The organism is Phenylobacterium sp. LjRoot97, from assembly GCF_964254345.1.
GTDB lineage: Bacteria > Pseudomonadota > Alphaproteobacteria > Caulobacterales > Caulobacteraceae > Phenylobacterium.
The window spans coordinates 125,614-148,480 of sequence record NZ_CAXUTH020000001.1 but is presented as its reverse complement, the minus strand read 5'-3'; the positions used below and the strand labels follow the sequence as shown (position 1 = coordinate 148,480).

The following is a 22,867-nucleotide window of genomic DNA, read 5'->3' as shown; positions in this document are numbered from 1 at the left end:
CGCTTTACATATCAGCCGGGACGGTCCCGACCACGGACATTCCAATAGCTCTAGGCGCGCGAAACCGGTTCAGGTTCCGCCCGCCTCAGGAGGCTTTTCCTCGCGCCAACTCTCTGGAAGGAGCGGGCGGAAGCCAGATAGTCTCCGGACGTCTTTCGTCCAGCGATCGGCGCCGCGCCCCGCAAGGAAGGTGGTGTGTATCACATTCTCGGCCCCCAAGGCCAAACCCAATTCCTCAGCGTCGAAGAGTCCGCAAAGCTGCGGCGGTTTGGGTGACTTGCGGGCCACATTCAGGATCTTGCGGCGGCCGTCCGCGGCGCCGTCGGACGCCTCGATCAACCACGCGGCCTTGCCTGCGTTCAGGGTCGAAGCGACCTTCTCGAACCCGGAGATAAGCTCGCCAGCCCGTTTCGCAAGCCCAAGGCCATCCAGGATTCGGCGCCGCAGGAGGGATTCGACCTGATCGGCAAGATCCGCCGGCGGAGCGAGCTTGGCCTTGGCGGCGCGGGAAAATGCCCCCTTCTTCACCGCCGTCTCGACCGACACACGGTCGGCGGCGACCCAGAGTCCGCGCCCTGGCAGCTTGCGCGCCAGATCCGGAACCACAAGGCCGCCAGGACCGGCGACGAACCGGACGAGCGCGGCCTCGTCCATCACCTGGCCCGAGACGATGTCCCGCCGTTCCCGCGCGGCCTGCGCGAGAGTCCGCGGGGCCGCCGTCCCGGCCGTGATGCAAGTGGACGCGCTCACCTGGGCTTAGGCCTCCGGAGTTTCTTCGGCTTGGACGTCGCCTTCGACTTCGGCCTCGGCAACCTCGGCGTCCGCGTCGGCTTCGTCGACGTACTCTTCTTCGATTTCCGGCTCAGGCGGGACCTCGACCCAGCCCATGGCGATGCGCGCGCGCATGATCAGGGCCTCGGCCTCGGCGGCGTCGAGGTTGAAGCTCTCGAGAATGCCCGGCTCGCGCACGCGCTCGCCGTCGCGGTTTTCGAACCAGCCGCGCAGGTCGTCCGGGATCAGGCCAGCCAGATCCTCGACGTTCTTCACGTCGCCCTCGCCCAGCGCCACCGCCATCGGCAGGGTGACGCCCTCGATCTCGAGCAGGCCGTCCTCGACGCCCAGAGCGTTGCGCTTGGCGTCGTACTCGGCCGCGATCTTCTCCAGGAACTCGCGGGCGCGGGTCTGGATTTCGTCGGCGGTGTCTTCATCGAAGCCCTCGATCGCCGCGACTTCCGACGCGTCGACATAGGCCACGTCCTCGACCGAGGCGAAGCCTTCGGTGACCAGCAGCTGGGCGATGACCTCATCGACGTCCAGGGCTTCCTGGAACAGCGCGGTGCGCTCAGTGAACTCACGCTGACGGCGCTCGCTCTCCTGGCTTTCGGTCATGATGTCGATCTGCCAGCCGGTCAGCTGGCTCGCGAGACGAACGTTCTGGCCGCGACGGCCGATGGCCAGCGACAGCTGTTCGTCCGGCACCACCACTTCGACGCGCTCGTCCTCCTCGTCCATGACGACCTTGGAGACTTCCGCCGGAGCCAGGCCGTTGACGATGAAGGTCGCCTCGTCCGGGCTCCACTGGATGATGTCGATCTTTTCGCCCTGCAGCTCGGCCACCACCGCCTGCACGCGCGAACCGCGCATACCGACGCAGGCGCCGACCGGGTCGATCGAGGAGTCGTTCGACACCACGGCCATCTTGGCGCGCGAACCCGGGTCACGGGCGACGGCGCGGATCTCGATGACGCCGTCGTAGACTTCCGGCACCTCCTGCGCGAACAGCTTGGCCATGAAGCCGCCGTGGGCGCGCGACAGCAGGATCTGCGGGCCCTTGGTCTCGCGGCGGACGTCGTAGATGTAGCAGCGGATCCGGTCGCCGATGTTGAAGTTCTCGCGCGGGATCGACTGGTCGCGGCGCATGATGCCTTCGCCGCGACCCAGGTCGACGACGGTGTTGCCGTACTCGACGCGCTTGACCACGCCGTTGACGATCTCGCCGACGCGATCCTTGAACTCTTCGTACTGACGCTCGCGCTCGGCTTCGCGGACCTTGCCGGTCACGACCTGGCGGGCCATCTGGGTCTGGACGCGGCCGAACTCGAACGGCGGCAGGATTTCTTCGTAGATCTTGCCGACGAAGGCGTCCTTGTCGCCGCGCAGGGCGTCAGCCAGGCGACGCACGCCGACCGGCTCTTCCGGAATGCCGTCCTCGGATTCGAACACCGCCTCGTCGTCGATGACCGTGATCACGCGCTTGACCGTCGTCTCGCCGGTCTTGGGGTCGATGCGCACGCGGATGTCGTGCTCGGCGCCGTACCGGGCGCGCGCGCCCTTCTGGATCGCTTCCTCGATCGCCTCGATCACGACTTCCTTGTCGATCGACTTCTCGCGGGCCACGGCCTCGGCGATCTGCAACAACTCAAGCCGGTTGGCGGAAATGCCGGTCAGGCTCATCGGTTTGCGTCCTCTTACTCAGGGGTGTCTTGGTCGGCCTCGGAGCTCAGGCGGGCGGCTCGCTCGTTCGCGCCGCGCTTCATGAGTTCGTCGGTCAGGATGAGTTTAGCGTCCACGATCCAGTCGAACGGGATCATGGCGGTGGATTCTTCGCCTTCGAGGTCGATGCCGATGGCGTCGCCCTCGACGCCAGCCAGCACGCCGCGGAACCGCTTGCGGCCTTCGGCGACGCGGTCGAGTTCGATCCGCGCCTCGAAGCCGTCGTAGTTCTCGAAATCCTTGAGCCGGGTCAGCGGCCGGTCGACGCCGGGCGAGGAGACCTCCAGCGTATACTCGCCGGCGATCGGATCGGCGGCGTCCATCACCTCGGAGATCGCACGCGACAGCCGGGCGCAGTCCTCGACGACCATTTCGCCCTCAGGCGTCTCGGCCATGATCTGCAGCCGGCGGGTTTCCTCCCCGCCCATCAGGCGCAGGCGGACGATCTCGTAGCCTGCAGCCTCCGCGACGGGGTCGAGGAGCTCCAGGAGCCGACGGTCTTCAGCGGTCTTGCCACGCATAAGCTTGGCTGCTCTCCGGCAACAAAAAAGCGGCCGGGCCGAAGCCTGCCGCTCGTATGCGCTATCCAGCGCTAACGGACGATGTAGCGCCTATATAGCGCGCGGCCATTGCTTTGTCAGCCCCTAGCCGCACAGGCCCCAATTCGGCGCTTTTACAGTTTTTCGGGCGGCAATCAGCGCGCGGCCCCTTTTCGCCGGGACCTGAATGGTCCACAGACGGCGCCCTCAACTCTTGTGTCGCCAAGGTCCTTCCTTCCTATGGACATCTCCAAGATCCCCACGGGCGTTAACCCGCCCTACGACGTCAACGCCATCATCGAGATCCCGCAGGGCGGTGAGCCGGTGAAGTACGAACTCGACAAGGACAGCGGGGCCATCATGGTCGACCGCTTCCTCCACACCGCGATGTACTATCCGGGCAACTACGGCTTCATCCCGCACACCCTGTCGGACGACGGCGACCCGATGGACGTGCTGGTCGTCGGCCCCACCCCCGTGGTTCCGGGCGCGGTGATCCGCGTGCGGCCGATCGGGACGCTGATGATGGTCGACGAGGCGGGCGGCGACGAGAAGATCCTCGCGGTGCCGGTCGACAAGCTGCACCCGTTCTATGCGGGCGTGGATTCCTGGCGCGGCCTGCCGGCCATCCTGACCGAGCAAATCGCCCACTTCTTCCAACATTACAAAGACTTGGAGAAGGGCAAGAGCGTCGAGATCGTGCGCTGGGCCGACCCGGAAGAGACCGGCGACCTGATCCGCCAGGGCATCGAGCGCGCCAAGGCGGCGGGCAAGGGCCAGCCAGGAACGTGACGATAGGGGCCGCCGTCGGCAGGTTTCGACGGCGGCCTTCCAACTACCTTCTGATGAAGTCGAAGAAGACCGGCTCGCAATCGCCCAGCCGCTTTTCTTCGTACCGCGTGGTGATGTGGTCGGCGGGCGCGACGCGCCAGTCGTCCGCCTTCTGCGCCGGCCAGTCGAAATCCGGCGAGGCCAGGATCCGCTCCAGCGCCCAATCGGCATAGCCCGCCACGTCGGTGGCGAAGCGCAGGCGGCCGCCCGACCTCAGCACCCGGGCCAACTCCACGACCATTTCCGTCTGTACGATCCGGCGCTTGTGATGGCGCGCCTTGGGCCAGGGGTCCGGGAACAGGATGAACACCCGATCGAGGCTGGCGTCGGGCAGCCGGGCGGCCAGCTCGCGGGCGTCGCCATCGTGGATGCGGACGTTCTTCAAATCCTGCTCGGCCACGTGCCGCACGGCGCTGGCCACGCCGTTGAGGAACGGCTCGCAGCCGACGATCAGCACGTCGGGCGCGCGGGCGGCCTGGCTGGCCATGTGCTCCCCGCCGCCGAAGCCGATCTCCAGCCACGCCTCGCGGGCGCCGGCCAGAAGCGTTCGCGGGTCGAACGGCCCCTCAGGCGGCCGCAGCGCGGGCAGCAGGTCTTCGACCAGGGCGGCCTGGCGCGGCTTGATCGGCCGCGACTTGATCCGGCCGTAGGACCGCATCAGCGGGTGTTGGTTGTCTTCCATGCGCGCGCTCTACAACGACGAAGGCCGCCGCGCGAGTGCGCGACGGCCTTCGGATATTCCAAACCCGATGTGGATCAGGCCAGGCTCTTCAGCTGGTCGACCAGATCGGTCTTTTCCCACGAGAAGCCGCCCTCGTTGTCCGGCTGGCGGCCGAAGTGGCCGTAGGCGGAGGTGCGGGCGTAGATCGGACGGTTCAGGCCGAGATGCTCGCGGATGGCGCGCGGCGTGGCGCCGCCGATCATCTGCGGCAGGGCCAGCTCCAGCTTCGCCGGATCGACCTGGCCGGTGCCGTGCAGGTCGACATAGAACGACAGCGGGTCGGAGACGCCGATCGCGTAGCTGATCTGGATGGTGCACTTGCGCGCCAGGCCGGCGGCCACAACGTTCTTGGCCAGATAGCGGCAGGCGTACGCGGCCGAGCGGTCGACCTTGGTCGGATCCTTGCCGGAGAACGCGCCGCCGCCGTGCGGAGCCGCGCCGCCGTAGGTGTCGACGATGATCTTGCGGCCGGTGAGGCCGGCGTCGCCGTCCGGGCCGCCGATCAGGAAGCGGCCGGTCGGGTTGACGTGCCACTTGGTCTTCTTGGTGACCAGGCCGCTCGGCAGGACGCTCTCGACGTACGGCTTGATGGCCGCGGCCAGGCGCTTCGAATTGACGGTGTGGTCGCCGATCTTCTTCTTGTGCTGGGTCGAGACGACGATCTTCAGGATCTCGACCGGACGGCCGTCCTGATAGAGCAGCGTGACCTGGCTCTTGGCGTCCGGCTCAAGGAAATCGGCCTCGCCCGAGTGACGGACCTCGGCCAGCTTGTGCAGAATGTCGTGCGAGAACTGCAGGGTGGCCGGCATCAGCGACGGGGTTTCGTCGCAGGCGTAGCCGAACATGATCCCCTGGTCGCCCGCGCCCTCTTCCTTCTTCTCGGTCGAGTCGACGCCGACGGCGATGTCGGCGGACTGCGGGTGCAGGAAGTTGGCGAACTTGGCCTTTTCCCAGTGGAAGCCCTTCTGGGCGTAGCCGATGTCCTTCACCGCGGCGCGGACCTTGGGCTCCAGGCCGGCCAGGATCTCCTTGGTCATGGCCTTGTTCTCGGCCTTGGAGGCGCCCGGCTTGCCGGCGCGGACTTCACCGGCCAGCACGATGCGGTTGGTGGTCACGAGGGTCTCGCAGGCCACCCGGGCCTCGGGCTCCACCGACAGGAAGGCGTCGACCACCGTGTCGGAAATACGGTCGGCGACCTTGTCAGGATGGCCTTCGGACACGCTTTCGCTGGTGAAGATGTAGGAGGAACGGCTCAAGAGGTAGCTCCGGTAACGGGCAGGCCGCGGCGCAGGGCGGCCCCATTTGGACGTCGCCGGAACCTATAAGGAAATCTTTATATCCCGCAAGCCGCGTCGCTCGACACGCGATAGCTGGTCGCGGGCCAAGAGCCAGCCCGACCCGCGCCGGATTGACGAGCTCGGAGCGTGTCGGCCAGCCCTTTCACAGGCCGGCGGCGCGGTTGATGGCCGCCCCGACGCTCGAATAGTCACCGTCAAAGTGATGTCCGCCGCCGAGCTTGATCGGACGGATCAGGCCCGCGGGGAAACTCGGGCAGGCGGCGTCCTGCTCCTGATCCCCGTACAGGCAGACGATCGGCAATCCCTTCAGCCTGGCGAGGGTCGGCGCGATGGGATAGGCCGTCGGACCGTTCTGGTTCAGCCAGTCGGTCGGATGGAACTCCAGCTCCCCGTCGCTATCGAGACCCAGCAGGGCCACGAGGCGGACGTGGGCGCGCAGGTCTGCCGGCAACTGGGCGACGATTGCAGGCAAGGCGTCCGCACCGAACGAGTAGCCAGCCAGGACGACCTTCGTCTTGCCCCAGGCCGTCATGTAGTGCTCGAGCACCGCTGCAAGATCGGACGCCGCCTCGGCGGGCGTGCGGCGAGTCCAGAAGTAGCGCAGCGAGTCATACCCCACGACCGGTACGCCGACCGTGCCGAAGCCGCTGGCCAGGCCCTTGTCGATGCCCGCCCAGCCGCCGTCGCCCGAGTAGAACACCGCCATGGTGTCGCCCCGCCCCGCGGCCGGGAGCTCCACCAGCGGCAATGCGGCCAGCCTTGCCCCCGCCGCCGCCTGCGGTCGCGCCGCCGGCGGATAGAACGAGGCGAAGGCCTGCGCGAATTGCGGCGCCCAGTTGGCGGGGACCGAATAGCCGTGCCCCACTTTCGGCAGGTCGATCACCCGAGCGTTGGCGGTCTGGGCGATAAAGGCATGGGTCGCCGCCGGCAGGCAGGTCAGATCCTGGCCGCCTTGCATGGCGACGAACGGCGTCGTCAGCTTCCGCGAGGGCCCGTAGATGAAGCCCAACTTGGCGTCGATCGTGTGAGTGAGGCCGCCGTCGCCTGCCGCCAACGGCTTTACGGTCTTCAGGTCGGGGCAGAACCCGAGCCCGATCGCGCCCTGGAATATGCCGGAGGGCGCCTGCGCAGCCGTGCCGTAGGCAAGGGTGGCGCCCGACGAGTAGCCGACCACCACCGGACGATGATAGCGGGCGAAGCCCAGCGACTTCTGGACGGCCTGAGACAGGCTGGAGAAGTCGCCCGCGGGGTAGATCGCTGCTCCCTTCGCCGCCTGGGCCGTCCGCAGGTAGTGGCGGATATCGACCCCCACCACCGTGGCGTCCATGCCCGCCAGCTGACGCGCCATGTCGACCACGCCCAGGTTCCAACCGCCGTCGCCGGAAATGAAGACGACGAAGCGGTCCGGCTCGCGGCCGGTCTTGTAGATGGTCACCGGGCCGGCCGCGCCGAAGCTATAGGCCGTTTCGGCGAGCTTGGGCGCGCCGCCCCCGCTCGCGGCCTGGAGCGCCTGAGACAAACCGGGCGCGGGTCCGGGCCTGGCGCCGACGGCCGCAGCCGATCCGACGGTGAGCGCGACGACCGCCGCGCCGGCGACAAACGCACTCGACCAGCTCATGGCGGGTCTCCCGATTTCCGCGCGGCGGCAGCCGCGCGTCATCCTTGTGCCACGCCAGCCCCTAAGCGGCCTCGCCGCCGCCTTACGGGTTTGTGAGGCGAGGCGGCCGGGCGATCAGCCGCGTCACGTCGACGATCGCAGCCGCGATGCTGGCGGGCGGCGCGGCCAGATACCGGGGGGTCCACACGGGGTCGAACTTGGCCTTGAACGCCCACAGGCCCTCGAACCCGTAGAACCGGTTTCCGCGCCTCGCGAACTCCGCGCCGATCCGATGCCAGAGAGGGGCCAGGCGATGATCGGCCAGCCCGGACAGCGGCGCCATGCCGAGGTTGAACCACTTGAAGCCCTGAGCCTGGGCCCAGCCGATCATCTCCACGAACATGAAGTCCATCACCCCATGCGCAGCCCCTGGCAGGTGCCGCATCAGGTCGACCGACGCCTCTTCCCGTCCCCCTGTCCAGACATTCGCGAAACCGACGATCCGGCCCTCCATCCGGACCAGAGCGATGGGCTCGCGGCGCAGCAGTTCGGGGTCGAAGCTGCCGAGCGAATACCCCTTCTCCTGGCCGCCGTGTTCCAACAGCCAGGCGTCGGAAATGACCTGCAGTTCCCGCAGCAAGTCGTCGGCGACAGGCGGCTGGACGATCTCGAAACTCAGCCCCTCCCGCACCGCCTTGGCGTGGGTCTGGCGCAGGTTCCGGCGCCGCCCGCCGGCCAGACTGAAATCCGACAGCTGCACGCGGGCCTCTTCGCCCATCTTCAGCAACGACAGCCCGAGATCCAGATAGTCGGTCAGCCAAGCGGGACTGGCGTGATAGATCACCACGCGCGCGTCGGCGCCGTCCGCCATCTCCTTGAAGCGCCACAACAGCTTGCGGGCGGCCTCGCGATCGCCGACCGGATCGCCCATGGCGATGAGGCTCCGCCCTTCTGCGCCGTACATGATGAAGGCGCTGTCGTCCTCGGATCGAAGCAGCGCCTTATCGCCGGTCAGAGCCAGGCGGGCGGTGGTGTCCGGCGAGGCCTCGACCAGCGGACGGATCGCCGCCAACTGGGCCGCGTCGGCGAGGTCGGCGCGCGGGCCGCCGGCGCGAGCGAGCGTCCACGACCCCACCGCCAGCAACGCCGCGCCAAGGAAGGCCAGGCTGCGCAGGAACCGCGAAGGATCGGCGTGATATCCGACCTGGGCCCAAAGCCGCCCCTCGTAGGGGGTGTCGTCATAAACCCAGGCCCCGAGCGCGGCCGCGCCGAAAACCACCGCAAGAACGCCGAACACCCACCAGGGCGCCAGGTGATCGCCGCGCCAGGCGCCGCGGCGGGGGAAGCTGTCACGGGAGAGCAGCAAGCCGGCCGCCAGCGCCGCAGCGCTGATCGCCGGCCCGATGTCCAAGCCCCGCAGCAAGGCGGTGGAGGCTCCAACAAGGGCCGCCGCCGCAGCGATCCAGACCGCCCGGGCGCGCCGGCGGAACAGCCCCAGGGAGGCGCCCATCAGCACCAGTCCCGAAACCAGGGACAGCAGGTGGCTGGTCTCCAACACCCCGAGCGGCACCGTATCGCGCAGCACCGCCAGCCGGTCGGGCGCGATGCGCCCGACCGCCGTGAGGATCAGGACGGCGCCCAGGGCGAAGGCGGCCGCGGCCGAGACGGGGGCGGCGACAGCCCGCCAGACGGCGATGGGCCGAGCCAACTTGAACCCCGGCGCCATTCCGTGCGCGGCCAACATCGCGCCGGCGACCACCAACGGCCCGATGTAGTAGATCAGCCGATAGCCCAGGAAGGCGGCCGTCAGCGATGCCCGCGACACCGTCGGCAGCATGGCCAGCATTATGCCTTCGAAGACGCCGGCCCCGCCGGGGACGCTCGACACCAAGCCGGCCACCGTCGCCGCCACATAAGCCCCGATGAACGTGGGGAACCCGACGCCGGTGTCCGGCAGCAGCGCCCAGACGACTGCGGCGGTGACCGCGTTGTCGACCAGGCCGAGCAGGACCTGCCAGATCGCCATGACCGGCGTGGGCAGCGACATGTCCCGCCCGGCGATCCGCACCCGTCCGCGAACGACGCCGCAGGCGAGCACGTAGCCGACGACGACCGCCAGCAAGGCGATCCCGAGCACTCGCCCCAGAAGCGGATGCAGGTTCAGAGCCGCGATCGGCAGGTCGGGCCGGCTGACCAGGGTCAGGCCCGCCAGCACGACGATGCCCAGGCCGAACGACACCGAACAGAACACGCTGGTCTGCCCCACCATCGCCAGGGTCGCGCCGTGCCGCCCATAGAGGCGCGCGCGCACCGCTCCGCCGACCAGCAGCGCAAAGCCGATGGTGTGGGCGAAGGCGTTGGCGCAGAACGATCCCATCAATACGGTTCGGAAAGGCACCTGGGCTCCCGCCCACCGCAGCCCAACCCATTCCATGGCCGCCAACAGAGCGTAGCTGGACAGGGCGAACCCCGCCGCGGCGGCCAGCCGGCCCGGGCCCCAATCGACGATCTCGGCGGTGACCTGCGCCACGGTGAGGCCGTGCAACTCGCGCCAGAGGATCACCGCCGCGACGGCCAACAGCGCGACCGGCGCCAGGCGCGGTCCCCAATGTCTGACGTGGCTCATCATAGGCCGAGCTTCCGGCCTCGCGTCGGCGATCACAAGAGCCATGGTTCTCGCCCCGGGATTAACCCCAGGATCAAGCTGATCGCTCAGGCCCGCCGGATCCTGACCCGCAGCCTACAGATTTCTCAGTCGGCGATCCGACCGCCGCGCGAGGCGTTTGGCGAACATCATCGTTGCGGAGATCCCCTCATGCTGATCGCTGCGCTCGCGGCCGCGCTCGTCACCGCCGCCCCGCCCGCGCCGCCGACGTCCGACGCCTTCGCCTCGGCCGAGTTCGGCGTCGTTCACGTGCTGGCGCCGTCGAGAGCGCAAGGCCTCGCGTTGGTCCTCTCGGGCGACGGCGGCTGGAAGCCGGAGGAGGCCAGCGGCCGGACCGCCGAAGCCCTTGCCGGCCGAGACCTGCTGGCCGTCGGCATCGACGTGAACCAGGTCTTCGCCGCGATGGGGCGTCCTGACGCTCCCTACGATCTCGGCGCGGCGCTGGCGCGCCTGTCCGACGAGGCGAAAGCCCGCTACGCCGTCACCGGACCGGTCACGCTGTCAGGCTACTCGGCCGGGGCGACGTTGGCTTACGCGGCCTTCGCCCAGAGCCCGCCGGGACGCTTCTCAAACCTTCTGACCGAAGGCTTTTGCCCGGACCAAACGAGTCCGCGACCGGTTGGAGACGGCTCAGGCCACACGATCGCTTACCGCAAGCACGCCGTCCCCGGATGGATCTATCGTCCAGCGCCGACGCCGGGCCGCTGGGCGCTGATCGAGGGCGCCCGTGAGCACCCGTGCCGGGGCGGCGACGTCGCCGGCTTTGCGCGCGCCGTCCCTGACGCCCGCCTTTGGATCGTCAAGGGCCTAAGCCATGGCTTCGGCCCGCCAGCCGCGTTGACGCCGAGTCTCGACCGGGCGGCGGCCTGGATCGCGGCGACGGGCTGACGTCGCCGGATCAGTCTTCGAGCAGCGAGGGGTCTTCTTCGACCATGGCGCGAACCAGGTCGAGGATGCGGCGTCGCACACGCGGCGGGGTGATCCGTGGGAAGGCGCTGGCCAGTTCGACGCCCTCGGGCGTCAGGAGGAACGCCTGCAGATGAGCCTGACCGCCGGGCGAGCCGTCGGCGCCGATGGTCGCGGTGTCGGCGAGGCCTTCGAAGAAGTAGGCGGTGGAGGTCTCGAGCGCGCGAGCCATCTCGTAGAGCTTGGAGGCCGACACCCGGTTGGCCGCCCGCTCGTACTTCTGGACCTGCTGGAAGGTCAGGCCGATGGCCTCGGCGAGCTTCTCCTGACTGACCCCTAATTCCTTGCGACGAAGTCTGATGCGGAGACCGACATGCACGTCGATCGGGTTTGGTACGCTGTCGAGGTCCTTGGACATGGGCTCACCCTAAACGAGCCTCCACTGACGCGTCAAAAACCTGACCAACTCGTCAATTGCGCTCTATTCGCCGATCTAACTGTCGAATTCCGACCATGGCCAGCGAAAGGAGCAACATCATGGCGAAGCCTGCTTCGCTGATGAAACTGTAGATTGTCCGAGCCCGTGGAGCGGGCAACCGAGCGTCGATTACACCCGATTTTCCGAGTCCCAACTCAGCGTCCGGAACGATCCGGCCCTGGGCGTCGATGACCGCCGAGACGCCGGTCGGCGTCGCCCGGATAATCGGCAGGCCGCTCTCGATGGCGCGGTAGCTGGCGATGTTCAGATGCTGCCACGGACCGCTCGTCGCCCCGAACCAGGCGTCGTTGGAGACGTTCAGCAGCCACTGCGGCCGCACGCCGGCGCGGGCGGCGGCGTTCTCGGCGAAACGCGGGAACAGCGCCTCATAGCAGATCAGCGGCTGCAGCGGCGGCAGGCCCTGGGGCGAGATCGGCCTCGGCGGCGGGCCGGCGGTGAAGTCCTCGGGCATGTGCACCAGGCTTCTGATGCCCAGCCTGGTCGCCAGATCGCCGAAGGGCAGGAACTCGCCGAACGGCACCAGCCGATGCTTGTCGTAGACGCCGGTGACCTTGAGACCGTCGGGCAGGCCGCGCAGGGCGACGAGGCTGTTGAAGTAGTCGGCCCGGCCCTGGGCGTCGAACTGCACGCGGTTGGCGCCGAGCAGCAGGGTCTGGCCCGGCGCGACCGCCTGGCCGAAACGCGGCAGGTAGGGGCTGCCGGGGGCCAGCAGGTCGTCGATCACCGCCGGCAGCGCGCCCTCGGGCCAGACGATGATCTCAGGGGTCGGGTCGCCAGGCTTGCCGCGTGACAGCGTGACATAGGCGTCGACGATGGCGTCGAGGTTCTCCGGCTTCCACTTGTCCTTCTGGTCGATGTCGGCCTGGACGATGCGCACCAGCGGCGCGTCGGGTCGGGCCGCCGGCGCGCTGGAGAGGCGCGTCATGCCGAACGCGAACATTCCCGCCAGCGCCAGGACCGCCAGCGCCGGAGCGGCGAAGCGGCGGCGCGGCGAACCGGCGTCGAGCACCAGAGCGAAGCTGGCGGCGATCGCCACCGTCAGCCAGCTGAGGCCGTAGGGTCCGACCACCGAGGCGAACTGCGAGATCGCGCCGCCGGCGGTCCAGGTCTCGCCCGGGAGATTCCAGGGAAAGCCGGTGAAGATGTGCGAACGGACCCATTCGAGCAGGGCCAGGGCGCCGGCGAACACCAGCACCCGGCCAGGGCCGCGGACGTCGGCGAGCCTATAGAGCAGCGCCGCCAGCCCCCAGAACAGCGCCAGCCCCCCGGCCATCAGCAGCAGGGCGAACGGGGCCATCCAGCCATGGGCGGCGGCGTCGACCAGGAACGCCTCGGTGATCCACCAGACCCCGACCGCGAAGTAGCCGACCCCGGCCAGCCAGCCGCGGAAGAAGGCCGAGCGGCGCGGCCGCGGGCCGGTCGTCTCCACCATCCGCATCAGCAGCGCATAGCCGAGCAGGCCGGGCAGCAGGCCGAACGGCGGATGGGCGAGCCCGGCCGCGACGCCGGCGACGAGCGCCAGCAGCCGCGCGAGCCAGGGAGACGGGGTTTTCAGATCAGACCTCTTCGCCGGACGGCGCCGTCACCGGCGCGAACCGCACCCGCTTTACACGCCGGGCGTCGGAATCCAGCACCTGGATTTCGAAGCCGGCCGGGTGGGCGATGACCTCGCCGCGTTGCGGCACGCGCCCGGCCAGGGCCGAGACCAGGCCGCCGACGGTGTCGATCTCCTCGTCCAGTTCGCCGGGGGCCAGATGCTCGCCGAGCGCGGCCTCCAGCTTTTCCAGCGGCGCGCGGGCGTCGACCTCATAGACCCCGCCGGCGCGCGGCGTGATGGATGAGACGGTCGCCTCGTCGTGCTCGTCGTCGATGTCGCCGACCACCGCCTCGACCAGGTCCTCCATGGTCACCAGGCCGTCGGTGCCGCCGAACTCGTCGATGACCATGGCCATGTGGGTGCGTTCGGCCTGCATGCGCAGCAGCAGGTCGGCGGCGCGCATCGAGCCGGGCACGTAGAGCGCGTCGCGGCGCAGCTTCTGGAGCACCAGGTCCGAAGGGCCCGGGCGACGGCCGCGCCCGGCCAGCAAGCGGAAGATGTCCTTGACGTGGATCACCCCGACCGGGTCGTCCAGCGTCTCGCGGTAGATCGGCATCCGGCTGTGCTCGGACTCGGCGAACAGCTCGACGACCTCGGCGAAAGGGGTGGAAAGCTCGACCGCGACGATGTCGACGCGGGGCGTCATCACGTCGGAGACCCGGAGGGTCTGAAAGGCGGCCGCCTGCTCTACGAGGCCGTTCGGACCCGAAATGGGGCCCGGCGGCGGCGCTTCGGCCCGGCCGGCGCGAAGTTTGCGAAAGAACGCCCGAATCCCCCGGCTTCGACTAGGGGGTTCGGGCGGACTGGATATCCCGTCCGAAGAGTTAGCCATGGTCTCCCTGCTCAGCCGCGTAGGGGTCTGGAACCCCGAGCCCGGCCAGGATGACGCGCTCTAGGCCTTCCATGTGTTCGGCCTCGGCGTCGGTCTCGTGATCGTATCCTAAAAGATGCAGCACGCCATGCGCCACCAGATGCTGCAGGTGGTGCGCGAGCGGCTTACCCTGTTCGCTCGCCTCGCGGGCGCAGACCCCGAACGCCAGGGCGATGTCGCCGAGATGTCCCTCAGGGTTTTCCGGGGCCGGAAACGACAGGACGTTGGTCGCGTAGTCCTTGCCGCGGAAGCGGGCGTTGAGGTCGCGCACGCTCTCGTCGTCGGTCAGCAGGATGGTCACCGCGTCGCCGTCGAATTCGGTCTGCCGCAAGGCCGCCGCGGCGGCGGCCTGGACGAGATCCTGCGCCTGCGGAGCGGCGGCGACCCAGGCCTCGTCCTCGATCTCGACGTCGATCAAATCGCGCGTCCGCTCTTGGCCGCGTCGGCGTCGTAGGCGCGAACGATGCGTTCGACCATCGGGTGACGCACGATGTCCTCGGCCGTGAAGCGGTTGACCCCGACGCCCTCGACGCCCTCCAGCAGGCCGACCGCGTGAGCCAGGCCGGAGTCGGCGGCGTTGACGAGGTCGATCTGGCTGGGGTCGCCGGTGACCGCCATGCGCGAGCCCTCGCCGATGCGGGTAAGGACCATCTTCATCTGCAGGCGGGTGGTGTTCTGCGCCTCGTCGATGATGATGAAGGCGTGGCTGAGCGTGCGGCCGCGCAGGAAGGCGATCGGCGCGACCTCGATCTCGCCCTTCTCCCGGCGTCGGCGCAGCTGTTCAGCGCCGAGAATGTCGGTCAGCGCCTCCCAGACCGGCGCCATGTAGGGATCGACCTTCTCGTTCATGTCGCCGGGCAGGAAGCCGAGCCGCTCGCCCGCCTCCACCGCCGGGCGGCTGACGATCAGGCGATCGACCTCGCCGCGCAGCAGCAGGCCTGCGCCGTGGGCGACGGCGAGGAAGGTCTTGCCGGTGCCGGCCGGGCCGAGACCGAAGACCAGGTCGCACTTGGTGAGAGCGTCGAGATAGCGCGCCTGGCCGGGGGTGCGCGGCGCCACCTGGCCGCGGCGGCCGCTGGGCAGGCCGCCGGCCGGCGCCTTGCCGGTCCCCGCGCGCGCATTGCCGATGGCGACCCGCACGTCGGCCTCGGTGACCTCGCGGCCGGAGTCGGCCTGGGCGGCCAGGGCGGAGACGACCTGCTTGGCGCCGGCGCGCGACTTGGCGTCGCCGTCGATGGAGACCCCACCGCCCGGCGTTTCCATCAGCACGTTGAAGGCGTCTTCGATCAGCGCCGCGTGACGGCTGGCGGGGCCAGCCACCGCGCGGGCGGCGTCGTCTGAAAGCGGGATGTACTCAGGCCGGCTCACGCGGTCTCCATCTCGAGCACGCCGCCCAGGCTCATCTTGTGGGCGGTCTCGATGCGCACCGGCACGATCTGGCCGATCAGGCGCTCAGGGCCCTCGACGTGGACGGCCTGAAGGTAAGGGCTTCGGCCCGACAGCTGGCCAGGATGGCGACCAAGCTTTTCGAACAGCACCGGCAGCACCTTGCCGACCTGGGCGGCGTTGAAGGCGCGCTGCTGCTCGTCGATCAGGGCGTTGAGGCGCGCCAGGCGCTCCTCCTTGACCGCCTCGTCCACCTGGCCCGGCAGGGCGGCGGCCGGCGTGCCGGGACGGCGCGAGTACTTGAAGGTGAACGAGGCGGCGTAACCCACCTCGCGCACCAGGCTGAGGGTCGCCTCGAAGTCGGCGTCGCGCTCGCCCGGGAAGCCGACGATGAAGTCGCCGGACATCGCGATGTCCGGCCGCGCGGCGCGGATCTTCTCGACCAGGCGCAGATAGCTCTCGGCCGTGTGGGCGCGGTTCATCGCCTTGAGGATCTTGTCCGATCCCGCCTGCACCGGCAGGTGCAGATAGGGCATCAGCTGCGGCAGCTCGGCGTGCGCCTCGATCAGCGCCTCGTCCATGTCGGCCGGGTGGCTGGTGGTGTAGCGGATGCGGTCCAGGCCCTCGATCTTCGCCAGCTGGCGCGCCAGGCCGGCAAGACCGCCCTCCCCGGCATAGGCGTTGACGTTCTGGCCGAGCAGGGTGACCTCGCGCACGCCCTTGGCGGCCAGGTCGCGGGCCTCGGCCAGGACGGTTTCGACCGGCCGCGACCACTCGCCGCCGCGGGTGTAGGGCACGACGCAGAAGGTGCAGAACTTGTCGCAGCCTTCCTGCACGGTCAGGAACGCGGTCACGCCCTCGGGATTGCGCTCGACCGGCAGGGCGTCGAACTTTTCGTCGGCCGCGAAGTCGGCGGCCAGGCGCTCGCCGCGAGCGCGGTGGGCGCGAGCGATCAGCTCGGGCAGCTGGTGATAGGCCTGCGGGCCGACCACGAGGTCGACGGCCGGCTGGCGCAGCATGATCTGCTCGCCCTCGGCCTGAGCCACGCAGCCGGCCACGGCGATGGTCATCTTGCCGCCGGCCTGGGCGCGCGCCAGCTTCATTTGCTTGATGTAGCCGAGCTCGGAATAGACCTTCTCGGTGGCCTTCTCGCGGATATGGCAGGTGTTGAGGACGACGAGATCGGCGTCTTCCGGGGTCGAGGTGACGCCATAGCCCAGCGGCGCCAGCACGTCGGCCATGCGCTCGCTGTCATAGACGTTCATCTGACAGCCGTAGGTCTTGATGAAGAGGCGCTTGGTGGGCGCAGAACCGGTCATGCCGGGGTTATGGGGTTGCGAGCGGCCCCACGCAAGTTTTCCACCTGACGCGGGGACGGCGCGAACCGCGCCTCAGTCCTCGATCGGCACGCCGTAGAGTTCGAGCCGGTGGTCGACCAGCTTGTAGCCGAGCTTGCGGGCGATGGCCTCCTGCAGCGCCTCGATCTCCTCGTCGACGAACTCCACGACCTTGCCGGTCTTCATGTCGATCAGGTGGTCGTGGTGGACCTCGGTGGCTTCCTCGTAACGCGAGCGGCCGTCGCGGAAGTCGTGCCGGGCGATGATGCCGGCTTCCTCGAACAGACGCACCGTGCGGTAGACGGTGGCGATCGAGATGTGCGGGTCGACCTCGTGCGCACGGCGGTACAGCTCTTCCACATCGGGGTGGTCATGTGCGGCCGACAGCACGCGCGCGATGACGCGACGCTGCTCGGTCATTCGCATGCCCTTCTCGACGCAGAGGCTTTCGATCCGATCCACGACAGTCTCCTCGGTATTCAACTCGCCACAAGGATAGGGCGACTAGGCCTCGCGGCCAAGGTCGAGACGCATAACAACCGCGTCGGCCGCTCCTGCGGCGCCGCGATCGTAGTAGCCACGGCGCAATCCGGCCCGTTCGAAGCCGGCGGCGTCATACAAACCGAGGGCCGGCAGGTTGTCGTGCGCGACCTCCAGGAACATGACGTCGGCCCCGGCCATGCGCGCCGCGCCGGCCGCGGCGTCGACCAGGGCGCGGGCGAGGCCGCGGCGGCGGGCGCCCGGATCGACCGCCAGCGTCAAGATCTCTGCCTCGCCGGCGACGGCGCGGCAGAGGATGAAGGCCAGCGGGGTCTCGTTCTCGACCAGCAGGGCGAAGCCGCCCGGCCCGTCCAGCAGCTCGGCGATCTCGGCGGCGGACCAGGCATGGTCGAAGGCGACGGCGTGAATCTGCGCCAGGGCCTGCGCCTCGTGCCCCCAGGCGCCGCGAAGTTTCATTCGGACAGGCTCTTGCCGCCGGGCAGCTTGGCGTCCGGCGCGCGCAGATAGAGCGGGCGCGGCGGGACCGGGCTGCGGCTCGCGCCGAGCGCGGCGACGGCGGCCGGGTCGGCATGGTCGAGCGTAATCGCGCGGGCCGAGGGCCGCATCTCGGCGAGCAGCGCCGCGCCGGTCCCGACCAGGATGTCAGGGGCCAGTTCGGCGACCCGCGCGGCGGCGGTCTCGATCGGCAGGGCGTCCGGAGCGCTGACAGCTGCGCCGTCGGCGAAGGCCTGCAGGTAGACCTGGCCGCGCTTGGCGTCGAGCACGGCGATCACCCGGCCCTTGTGGGGTTGGGCGAGGGCCTCCAGCGAGCCGACGCCGACGGCCGGAACGCCAAGCGCAGCCGACAGGCCCTTGGCGAAGGCGAGACCCACGCGCAGGCCGGTGAACGAGCCGGGGCCGACGGTGACGGCGATGCGGTCCAGTTGGTCGAAGCCGACGCCAGCCTCGGCCATGATCTCGGCGACCAACGGCGCCAGGCGCTCCTGGTGGCCGCGGCTCATCGGCTCGATTCGGCCGGCCAGCACCGCGCCGTCGCGAACCACCGCCGCCGAACAGGCGAACAGGCAGGTGTCGAGCGCCAGGATCATCACGGCTGGCTCGGGCTCCAGCAGGACGCCAGGCGACGCAGGCCCGCGTCGATCCAGCCGGCCATCGGCGAGCCGCCCTCGCCACGCACCTCAAGCTGCACCGGATAGGGCGAGGTCGCGAAGCGCGCGTCCTCGGCCCAGAGCAGATAGCTGTCGGCGTTGGCCGAAGCGGCGGCCGGCGGCGGCTTGATCCCGATGCCCGGAACCTCGATGCGCGGGACCGGAAGTTTCTCCAGCCCGGCCACGGCGGTGGTCAGGGCGGGGCAGGTCCGCGCCGCCGCCCAGCTGATGACGGCGCCCTCGCCATCGCGGGTCTCGACCCGGCGGGCGATGGTCTGCCCCTCACGCAGGTAGAGCGAAACGCCGGTGACGCTGCGGTCGGCGCGGTAGACGGCGAAGGCGCCCCACGGGCGCACGCCCTCGAGCGAGACGCCCTTGAGCACCGGCCAGTCGTCGTCGCTGGCGGCGGCGGGCGCGGCCAGCGCGGCGGCCCCGGCCAGCGCCAGGATCAAGGTCCGGATCGCCCCCACGCGGTTCGCCCTACAGCGTCTGCTCGACGCGGGTGACCTCGGGCACATAGTGCTTGAGCATGTTCTCGACCCCGGCCTTGAGCGTGGCCGACGACGACGGGCAGCCCGAGCAGGCGCCGCGCATGTGCAGCCAGACCACGCCGGTGTCGGCGTCGAAGCGGTTGAACAGGATGTCGCCACCGTCCTGGGCCACGGCCGGGCGGATGCGGGTGTCGAGCAGGTCCTTGATCTCGGCGACCACCTGGGCGGTCTCGCCCTCATAGACCGCCTCGTCATGACCGCCGGCCTCGGCGGCGCTCTCGACGAACAGCGGCCGGCCCGAGGTGAAGTGGTCCATGATCGCCGCCAGCACCGGCGCCTTCAGCAGCGGCCAGTCATGGTCCGGGTCCTTGCCGACGGTCACGAAGTCGGACCCGAAGAACACCCGGGTGACGCCCTCGATGTCGAACAGCTCGGCCGCCAGCGGCGAGACCTGGGCCTCGTCCATGTCCCGGAAATCGCGCGAACCCTCGGCGAGGACCTCGCGGCCGGGGAGGAACTTCAGAACCTCGGGGTTCGGGGTGGCTTCGGTCTGGATGAACATGCGCCAGATGTGGCGCTTTGGACGTCGAATCGCAAGCGTGGCGGAACGTCAGGCCAGATCGGCGATCTCGTCGTCGGTGAGGTCGCCGGGCACCACCGTCACCGGCAGCTTGCGGGTTCCCCACTTCACGCCGTCCTTGGCGATGGACGAGACGAGCGGGCCCGGGCCGCGGCCCCCGACCGAGGCGGCGAGGACCAGGATCTTGATGTCCGGGTCCTCGGAGATGACCTTGCGCAGCGCCTGGCGGGTGCTTTCGGCGTGCATGATGATGAACTCGGGCGGCATGCCGGTCTCGGCGATGACGAACTCGGCCATCTTGTGCAGGACGGCCTCGGCCTCCTCGCGGGCCTGGCGCTCGATCTCCTCGCGCACGCCGCTCCAGTGCTCGAACACCGCCGGCTCGATGACCCGCAGCAACGCCACGTGACCCCCGGTCGAGCGCGCGCGCCGGCAGGCGAAGCGCAGGGCGGCCTGGAACTCCGGACTGTCGTCGGCGATGACGAGGAACTTGCGTTGGCTCATGGCGCGGACGGTGGCCTGCGTGGGGGTTCTGCGCAAGCCGCCTTCAGCGGTAGGGTTTCAGCCGACGCCGATCAGGCGCCCCAGAAGCCGACGATCTTGCGAACCTCGGCCAGGGTCGGGGCGGCGGCGGCGCGGGCGCGCTCGGCGCCGGCCGCCAGGACGCGGTCGATCTCGGCCGGGTCGGCCATCAGGCGTCGCATCTCGTCGCCGACCGGCCCGAGCTTGGCGACCGCGAGATCGGCGAGCTTGGGCTTGAAGGCGCCGAAGCCCTGGCCGGCGAACTCGGCGAGCACTTGCGCCGAGGTGCGACCGTCGAGTGCGGCGTAGATGCCGACCAGGTTTTCAGCCTCCGGCCGCGCCTTCAGCTCTTCGAGGGTTTCCGGCAGCGGTTCCGGGTCGGTCTTCGCCTTGCGGAGCTTCTGGGCGATGACGTCGGCGTCGTCGAGCAGGTTGAGCCGCGAGTTGTCCGACGGATCGGACTTGCTCATCTTGGCCGCACCGTCGCGCAGCGACATGATCCGCGCGCCCGGCCCCTGGGTCATGGCGTCGGGCAGCGGGAAATAGCCCGGGACCTCGAAGTCGTGGTTGAACTTCGCGGCCACGTCGCGGGTCAGCTCGAGATGCTGGCGCTGGTCGTCGCCGACCGGCACCTGGGTCGCCTTGTAGAGCAAGATGTCGGCGGCCTGCAGCACCGGGTAGGTGTAGAGGCCGACGCTCGAGCGCTCCTTGTGCTTGCCCGACTTCTCCTTGAACTGGGTCATCCGGTCGAGCCAACCGAGGCGAGCGACGCAGTTGAAGATCCAGGCCAGCTCGGCGTGCTCCGGCACCGCCGACTGCGGGAAGATGGTCGCGACCTTGGGATCGAGGCCGGAGGCGAGGTAGGCGGCGGTGATCTCGCGCACCTGGCCGGCCAGCAGCTTCGGATCCTGCCACACGGTGATGGCGTGCATGTCGGCGACGAAGATGAAGGTCTCCACCTCGTGCTGGAGGCGGGCGAACTTCACCAGCGCGCCGAGATAGTTGCCGAGGTGCAGGGCGCCGGACGGCTGGACGCCGGACAGCACGCGTTGGGGACCCGTGTAGGCGGGGGGAGCTTGGTCAGTCATGGGATCGGCTTCCAAAGGAAGTGGACAGGCAGGCGCGCAGGATCGCGCCGGGAAAGGCGGGGATCAGGCGCTACGCCATCGCCACGTGTTTTGTCCGCTAGCCATGGCTCAGCGAATAAGGCCTGAGGGCCGTGACCGCAAGCCCGTCAGAGGTCGGCCGAAACCGCCGCGTCGCCCGGGCGCCGCCGCAGGGCGGTCCTGATCTCGCTGGGGGTGATGCCGCGGAAGGCCAGCAGCAGCAGGCCATAGACCGCCACCCCGACGGCGGCGACCGCGAGCACGGCGATCTCCTTGGCCCCGAGGCCGACGAAGTGGAAGCCGCGCAGCGGCGCCTCCAGCCAGTCGCGCTCGTGCGAGGCGAAGGCCAGCAGGGCGCCGAACGCGGCGCTGGCCGCGACGATGCGGCCGATGCGGCTCCAGGCGGCCTTGGTCGGCGAATAATCGCCGCGCTTGGCCAGCAGCAGCACCATCTGGGCGACATTGATCCAGGCCGCGGCGCTGGTCGCCGCGGCGATGCCCTTGACCCCGATGACCTGGAACAGCGCCAGGCCGAGCACGATGTTCACCGCCACCGAGATCAGACCGAAGCGCATCGGCGCCTTGGTGTCGGCGCGCGCGAAGAAGGCCGGCTGCAGCACCCGGGCGAGCACGAAGGCCGGCACGCCCCAGCCGTAGTTGAGCAGGATCCAGCCGGTCTGGCGGGCGTCCTCGATCGTGAAGGCGCCGCGGGTGAACAGGCCGTCGATCAGGAAGAACGGCATCGCGATCAGGGCCGCGGCGGCCGGCGCGGTCAGGGCCAGCGAGAAGATCACCGCCTGGTCGGTGGCGGCCTGGGCGTCGTCATGGTCCTTGGCCTGGATGGCGCTGGAGAGCCGCGGCAGCAGGGCGACGCTGACCGCCACGCCGATCAGGCCGAGCGGCAGCTGGTAGAGCCGGGCGGCGACCTCGGTCCAGGCGCGGCCTCCGGCGACTTGAGAGGCCAGGATGCCGGAGATGAAGATGTTGATCTGCACGGCGCTGGCGGCGATCGCCCCAGGCACGGCGAGCGCGATCAGGGCCTTGATCTCGGGCGTCAGCGAGGGCCAGCGCAGGCGGATGTGGGCGCCGCACTTGCGCGCGCCCCACCACAGCAGCGCGGCCTGGAACACGCCGGCGATCGGAATGGCGATGGAGGCGGCGTAGGCGGCCAGGATCGGATCGTCCTGTGGGATCACCGCGATCAGCATCACCAGGTTGAGGATGGTCGGGAAGATGCCGGTGATGATGAACCGGCGGTGGGCGTTGAGCACGCCCGACAGCAGCGCCCCGATCGCCATGCACGGCAGATACGGCATGCTGATCTGGGTCAGCACGATGGCGAGCTTGAACTTGGCCGGATCCGAGGCGTAGCCCGGATTGATCACGTACATCAGCCACGGCATGGCCAGCTGCGCGGCCAAGGTGATGGCGATGGTGGCGGCCGCCAGGGTGGCCAGCGCGTCGGAGGCGATGCGATCGGCCTCGGCCTGGCCTTCGCCGGTCAGGGTCTTGGTGTAGGACGGGATGAAGGCCGAGGAGAACGCGCCCTCGGCGAAGATCCGCCGGAACAGGTTCGGGAAGGCCAGGGCGGTGTAGTAGGCGTCGGCGGCGATGGTCGCGCTGGCGCCCAGCCGCGCGGTCAGCACCAGATCCCGCGCCAATCCCATGAACCTGCTGATCAGGGTCAGGCCCGACAGCAGCAGGGAGGAGCGGATCAGTCCGCTCTTGGCGGCAGGAGTGGCGGCTGCGGTCACGGGGCTTGGTGTGCGCTTATGCGGC

The 22,867-nt window shown here is 69.5% G+C and carries 23 protein-coding genes; 2 read left to right on the top strand and 21 right to left on the bottom strand.

Annotation, left to right across the window (positions count from 1 at the left end):
- Positions 1-69: 69 nt before the first annotated feature.
- From ACSQ2H_RS00755 to rimP, 3 genes are read right to left on the bottom strand one after another with little or no spacing between them, the layout of a single operon-like run.
- A complete protein-coding gene (locus ACSQ2H_RS00755; RefSeq protein ID WP_436063523.1) occupies positions 70-732 on the bottom strand; it encodes an RNA-binding protein in 663 nt (220 codons plus the stop codon).
- 24 nt (positions 733-756) lie between these two features.
- Positions 757-2,454, bottom strand: a complete 1,698-nt coding sequence (gene nusA, locus ACSQ2H_RS00750) for a transcription termination factor NusA (RefSeq protein WP_436059578.1) — start codon at positions 2,452-2,454, stop codon at positions 757-759.
- Between the two features lie 14 nt (positions 2,455-2,468).
- Positions 2,469-3,014 carry a ribosome maturation factor RimP gene (gene rimP / locus ACSQ2H_RS00745; protein ID WP_436059577.1) on the bottom strand — a complete coding sequence of 182 codons (546 nt, stop codon included), beginning with the start codon at positions 3,012-3,014 and terminating at the stop codon, positions 2,469-2,471.
- 258 nt (positions 3,015-3,272) lie between these two features.
- Here rimP and ppa point away from each other — a divergent pair, with 258 nt between their 5' ends.
- Positions 3,273-3,824, top strand: a complete 552-nt coding sequence (ppa, locus tag ACSQ2H_RS00740) for an inorganic diphosphatase (RefSeq protein ID WP_183775334.1) — start codon at positions 3,273-3,275, stop codon at positions 3,822-3,824.
- A 43-nt stretch (positions 3,825-3,867) separates the two neighbouring features.
- Here the strand turns inward: ppa and trmB are convergent, their stop codons facing one another.
- The 4 genes from trmB to mprF form a co-directional block, all read right to left on the bottom strand.
- Entirely contained in the window at positions 3,868-4,545 is a 678-nt protein-coding gene (gene trmB / locus ACSQ2H_RS00735) for a tRNA (guanosine(46)-N7)-methyltransferase TrmB (protein ID WP_436059576.1), read from the bottom strand.
- Positions 4,546-4,619: 74 nt separating this feature from the next.
- On the bottom strand, positions 4,620-5,840 hold the full coding sequence (metK, locus tag ACSQ2H_RS00730) for a methionine adenosyltransferase (protein ID WP_436059575.1): 1,221 nt from the start codon (positions 5,838-5,840) through the stop codon (positions 4,620-4,622).
- Between the two features lie 184 nt (positions 5,841-6,024).
- Entirely contained in the window at positions 6,025-7,500 is a 1,476-nt protein-coding gene (locus ACSQ2H_RS00725; RefSeq protein WP_436059574.1) for an AcvB/VirJ family lysyl-phosphatidylglycerol hydrolase, read from the bottom strand.
- A gap of 82 nt (positions 7,501-7,582) precedes the next feature.
- Positions 7,583-10,105, bottom strand: a complete 2,523-nt coding sequence (gene mprF, locus ACSQ2H_RS00720; protein ID WP_436059573.1) for a bifunctional lysylphosphatidylglycerol flippase/synthetase MprF — start codon at positions 10,103-10,105, stop codon at positions 7,583-7,585.
- A gap of 189 nt (positions 10,106-10,294) precedes the next feature.
- On the opposite strand from mprF, the gene ACSQ2H_RS00715 reads away from it, so the two are divergent.
- The gene (locus ACSQ2H_RS00715) at positions 10,295-11,032 is read left to right on the top strand and encodes an AcvB/VirJ family lysyl-phosphatidylglycerol hydrolase (RefSeq protein WP_436059572.1); all 738 of its coding nucleotides are present in this window, start codon (positions 10,295-10,297) and stop codon (positions 11,030-11,032) included.
- Between the two features lie 10 nt (positions 11,033-11,042).
- Here ACSQ2H_RS00715 and ACSQ2H_RS00710 read toward each other — a convergent pair whose 3' ends face one another.
- The 14 genes from ACSQ2H_RS00710 to murJ form a co-directional block, all read right to left on the bottom strand.
- Positions 11,043-11,468 carry a helix-turn-helix domain-containing protein gene (locus tag ACSQ2H_RS00710; protein WP_436059571.1) on the bottom strand — a complete coding sequence of 142 codons (426 nt, stop codon included), beginning with the start codon at positions 11,466-11,468 and terminating at the stop codon, positions 11,043-11,045.
- 52 nt (positions 11,469-11,520) lie between these two features.
- Positions 11,521-13,071, bottom strand: coding sequence for an apolipoprotein N-acyltransferase (gene lnt / locus ACSQ2H_RS00705; protein WP_436063522.1), 1,551 nt, complete (start codon positions 13,069-13,071; stop codon positions 11,521-11,523).
- 34 nt (positions 13,072-13,105) lie between these two features.
- Positions 13,106-13,978, bottom strand: coding sequence for a hemolysin family protein (locus ACSQ2H_RS00700; protein WP_436059570.1), 873 nt, complete (start codon positions 13,976-13,978; stop codon positions 13,106-13,108).
- Positions 13,971-14,435 (bottom strand): rRNA maturation RNase YbeY, encoded by a 465-nt coding sequence (gene ybeY / locus ACSQ2H_RS00695; RefSeq protein ID WP_436059569.1) that lies wholly within the window; start codon positions 14,433-14,435, stop codon positions 13,971-13,973. Before ybeY ends, ACSQ2H_RS00700 begins: the two co-directional genes overlap by 8 nt.
- Positions 14,432-15,385: a PhoH family protein gene (locus tag ACSQ2H_RS00690; RefSeq protein ID WP_436059568.1), complete on the bottom strand. Its 954-nt coding sequence runs from the start codon at positions 15,383-15,385 to the stop codon at positions 14,432-14,434. Before ACSQ2H_RS00690 ends, ybeY begins: the two co-directional genes overlap by 4 nt.
- Complete coding sequence (gene miaB / locus ACSQ2H_RS00685; protein ID WP_436059567.1) at positions 15,382-16,722, bottom strand: tRNA (N6-isopentenyl adenosine(37)-C2)-methylthiotransferase MiaB; 1,341 nt, start codon at positions 16,720-16,722, stop codon at positions 15,382-15,384. Before miaB ends, ACSQ2H_RS00690 begins: the two co-directional genes overlap by 4 nt.
- A 72-nt stretch (positions 16,723-16,794) precedes the next feature.
- Positions 16,795-17,202, bottom strand: coding sequence for a Fur family transcriptional regulator (locus ACSQ2H_RS00680; protein ID WP_436059566.1), 408 nt, complete (start codon positions 17,200-17,202; stop codon positions 16,795-16,797).
- A gap of 42 nt (positions 17,203-17,244) precedes the next feature.
- The gene (locus ACSQ2H_RS00675; RefSeq protein ID WP_436059565.1) at positions 17,245-17,697 is read right to left on the bottom strand and encodes a GNAT family N-acetyltransferase; all 453 of its coding nucleotides are present in this window, start codon (positions 17,695-17,697) and stop codon (positions 17,245-17,247) included.
- Entirely contained in the window at positions 17,694-18,329 is a 636-nt protein-coding gene (tsaB, locus tag ACSQ2H_RS00670; protein ID WP_436059564.1) for a tRNA (adenosine(37)-N6)-threonylcarbamoyltransferase complex dimerization subunit type 1 TsaB, read from the bottom strand. The genes ACSQ2H_RS00675 and tsaB overlap by 4 nt, the downstream gene beginning before the upstream one ends.
- A complete protein-coding gene (locus tag ACSQ2H_RS00665; protein ID WP_436059563.1) occupies positions 18,329-18,859 on the bottom strand; it encodes a hypothetical protein in 531 nt (176 codons plus the stop codon). Before ACSQ2H_RS00665 ends, tsaB begins: the two co-directional genes overlap by 1 nt.
- A 10-nt stretch (positions 18,860-18,869) precedes the next feature.
- Positions 18,870-19,442, bottom strand: a complete 573-nt coding sequence (locus tag ACSQ2H_RS00660) for a NifU family protein (RefSeq protein ID WP_436059562.1) — start codon at positions 19,440-19,442, stop codon at positions 18,870-18,872.
- 48 nt (positions 19,443-19,490) lie between these two features.
- A complete protein-coding gene (locus ACSQ2H_RS00655; RefSeq protein ID WP_436059561.1) occupies positions 19,491-20,000 on the bottom strand; it encodes a universal stress protein in 510 nt (169 codons plus the stop codon).
- Positions 20,001-20,035: 35 nt separating this feature from the next.
- Positions 20,036-21,070: a tryptophan--tRNA ligase gene (gene trpS, locus ACSQ2H_RS00650; RefSeq protein WP_436059560.1), complete on the bottom strand. Its 1,035-nt coding sequence runs from the start codon at positions 21,068-21,070 to the stop codon at positions 20,036-20,038.
- A gap of 146 nt (positions 21,071-21,216) precedes the next feature.
- Positions 21,217-22,842: a murein biosynthesis integral membrane protein MurJ gene (gene murJ / locus ACSQ2H_RS00645; protein WP_436059559.1), complete on the bottom strand. Its 1,626-nt coding sequence runs from the start codon at positions 22,840-22,842 to the stop codon at positions 21,217-21,219.
- Between the last annotated feature and the right edge of the window lie 25 nt (positions 22,843-22,867).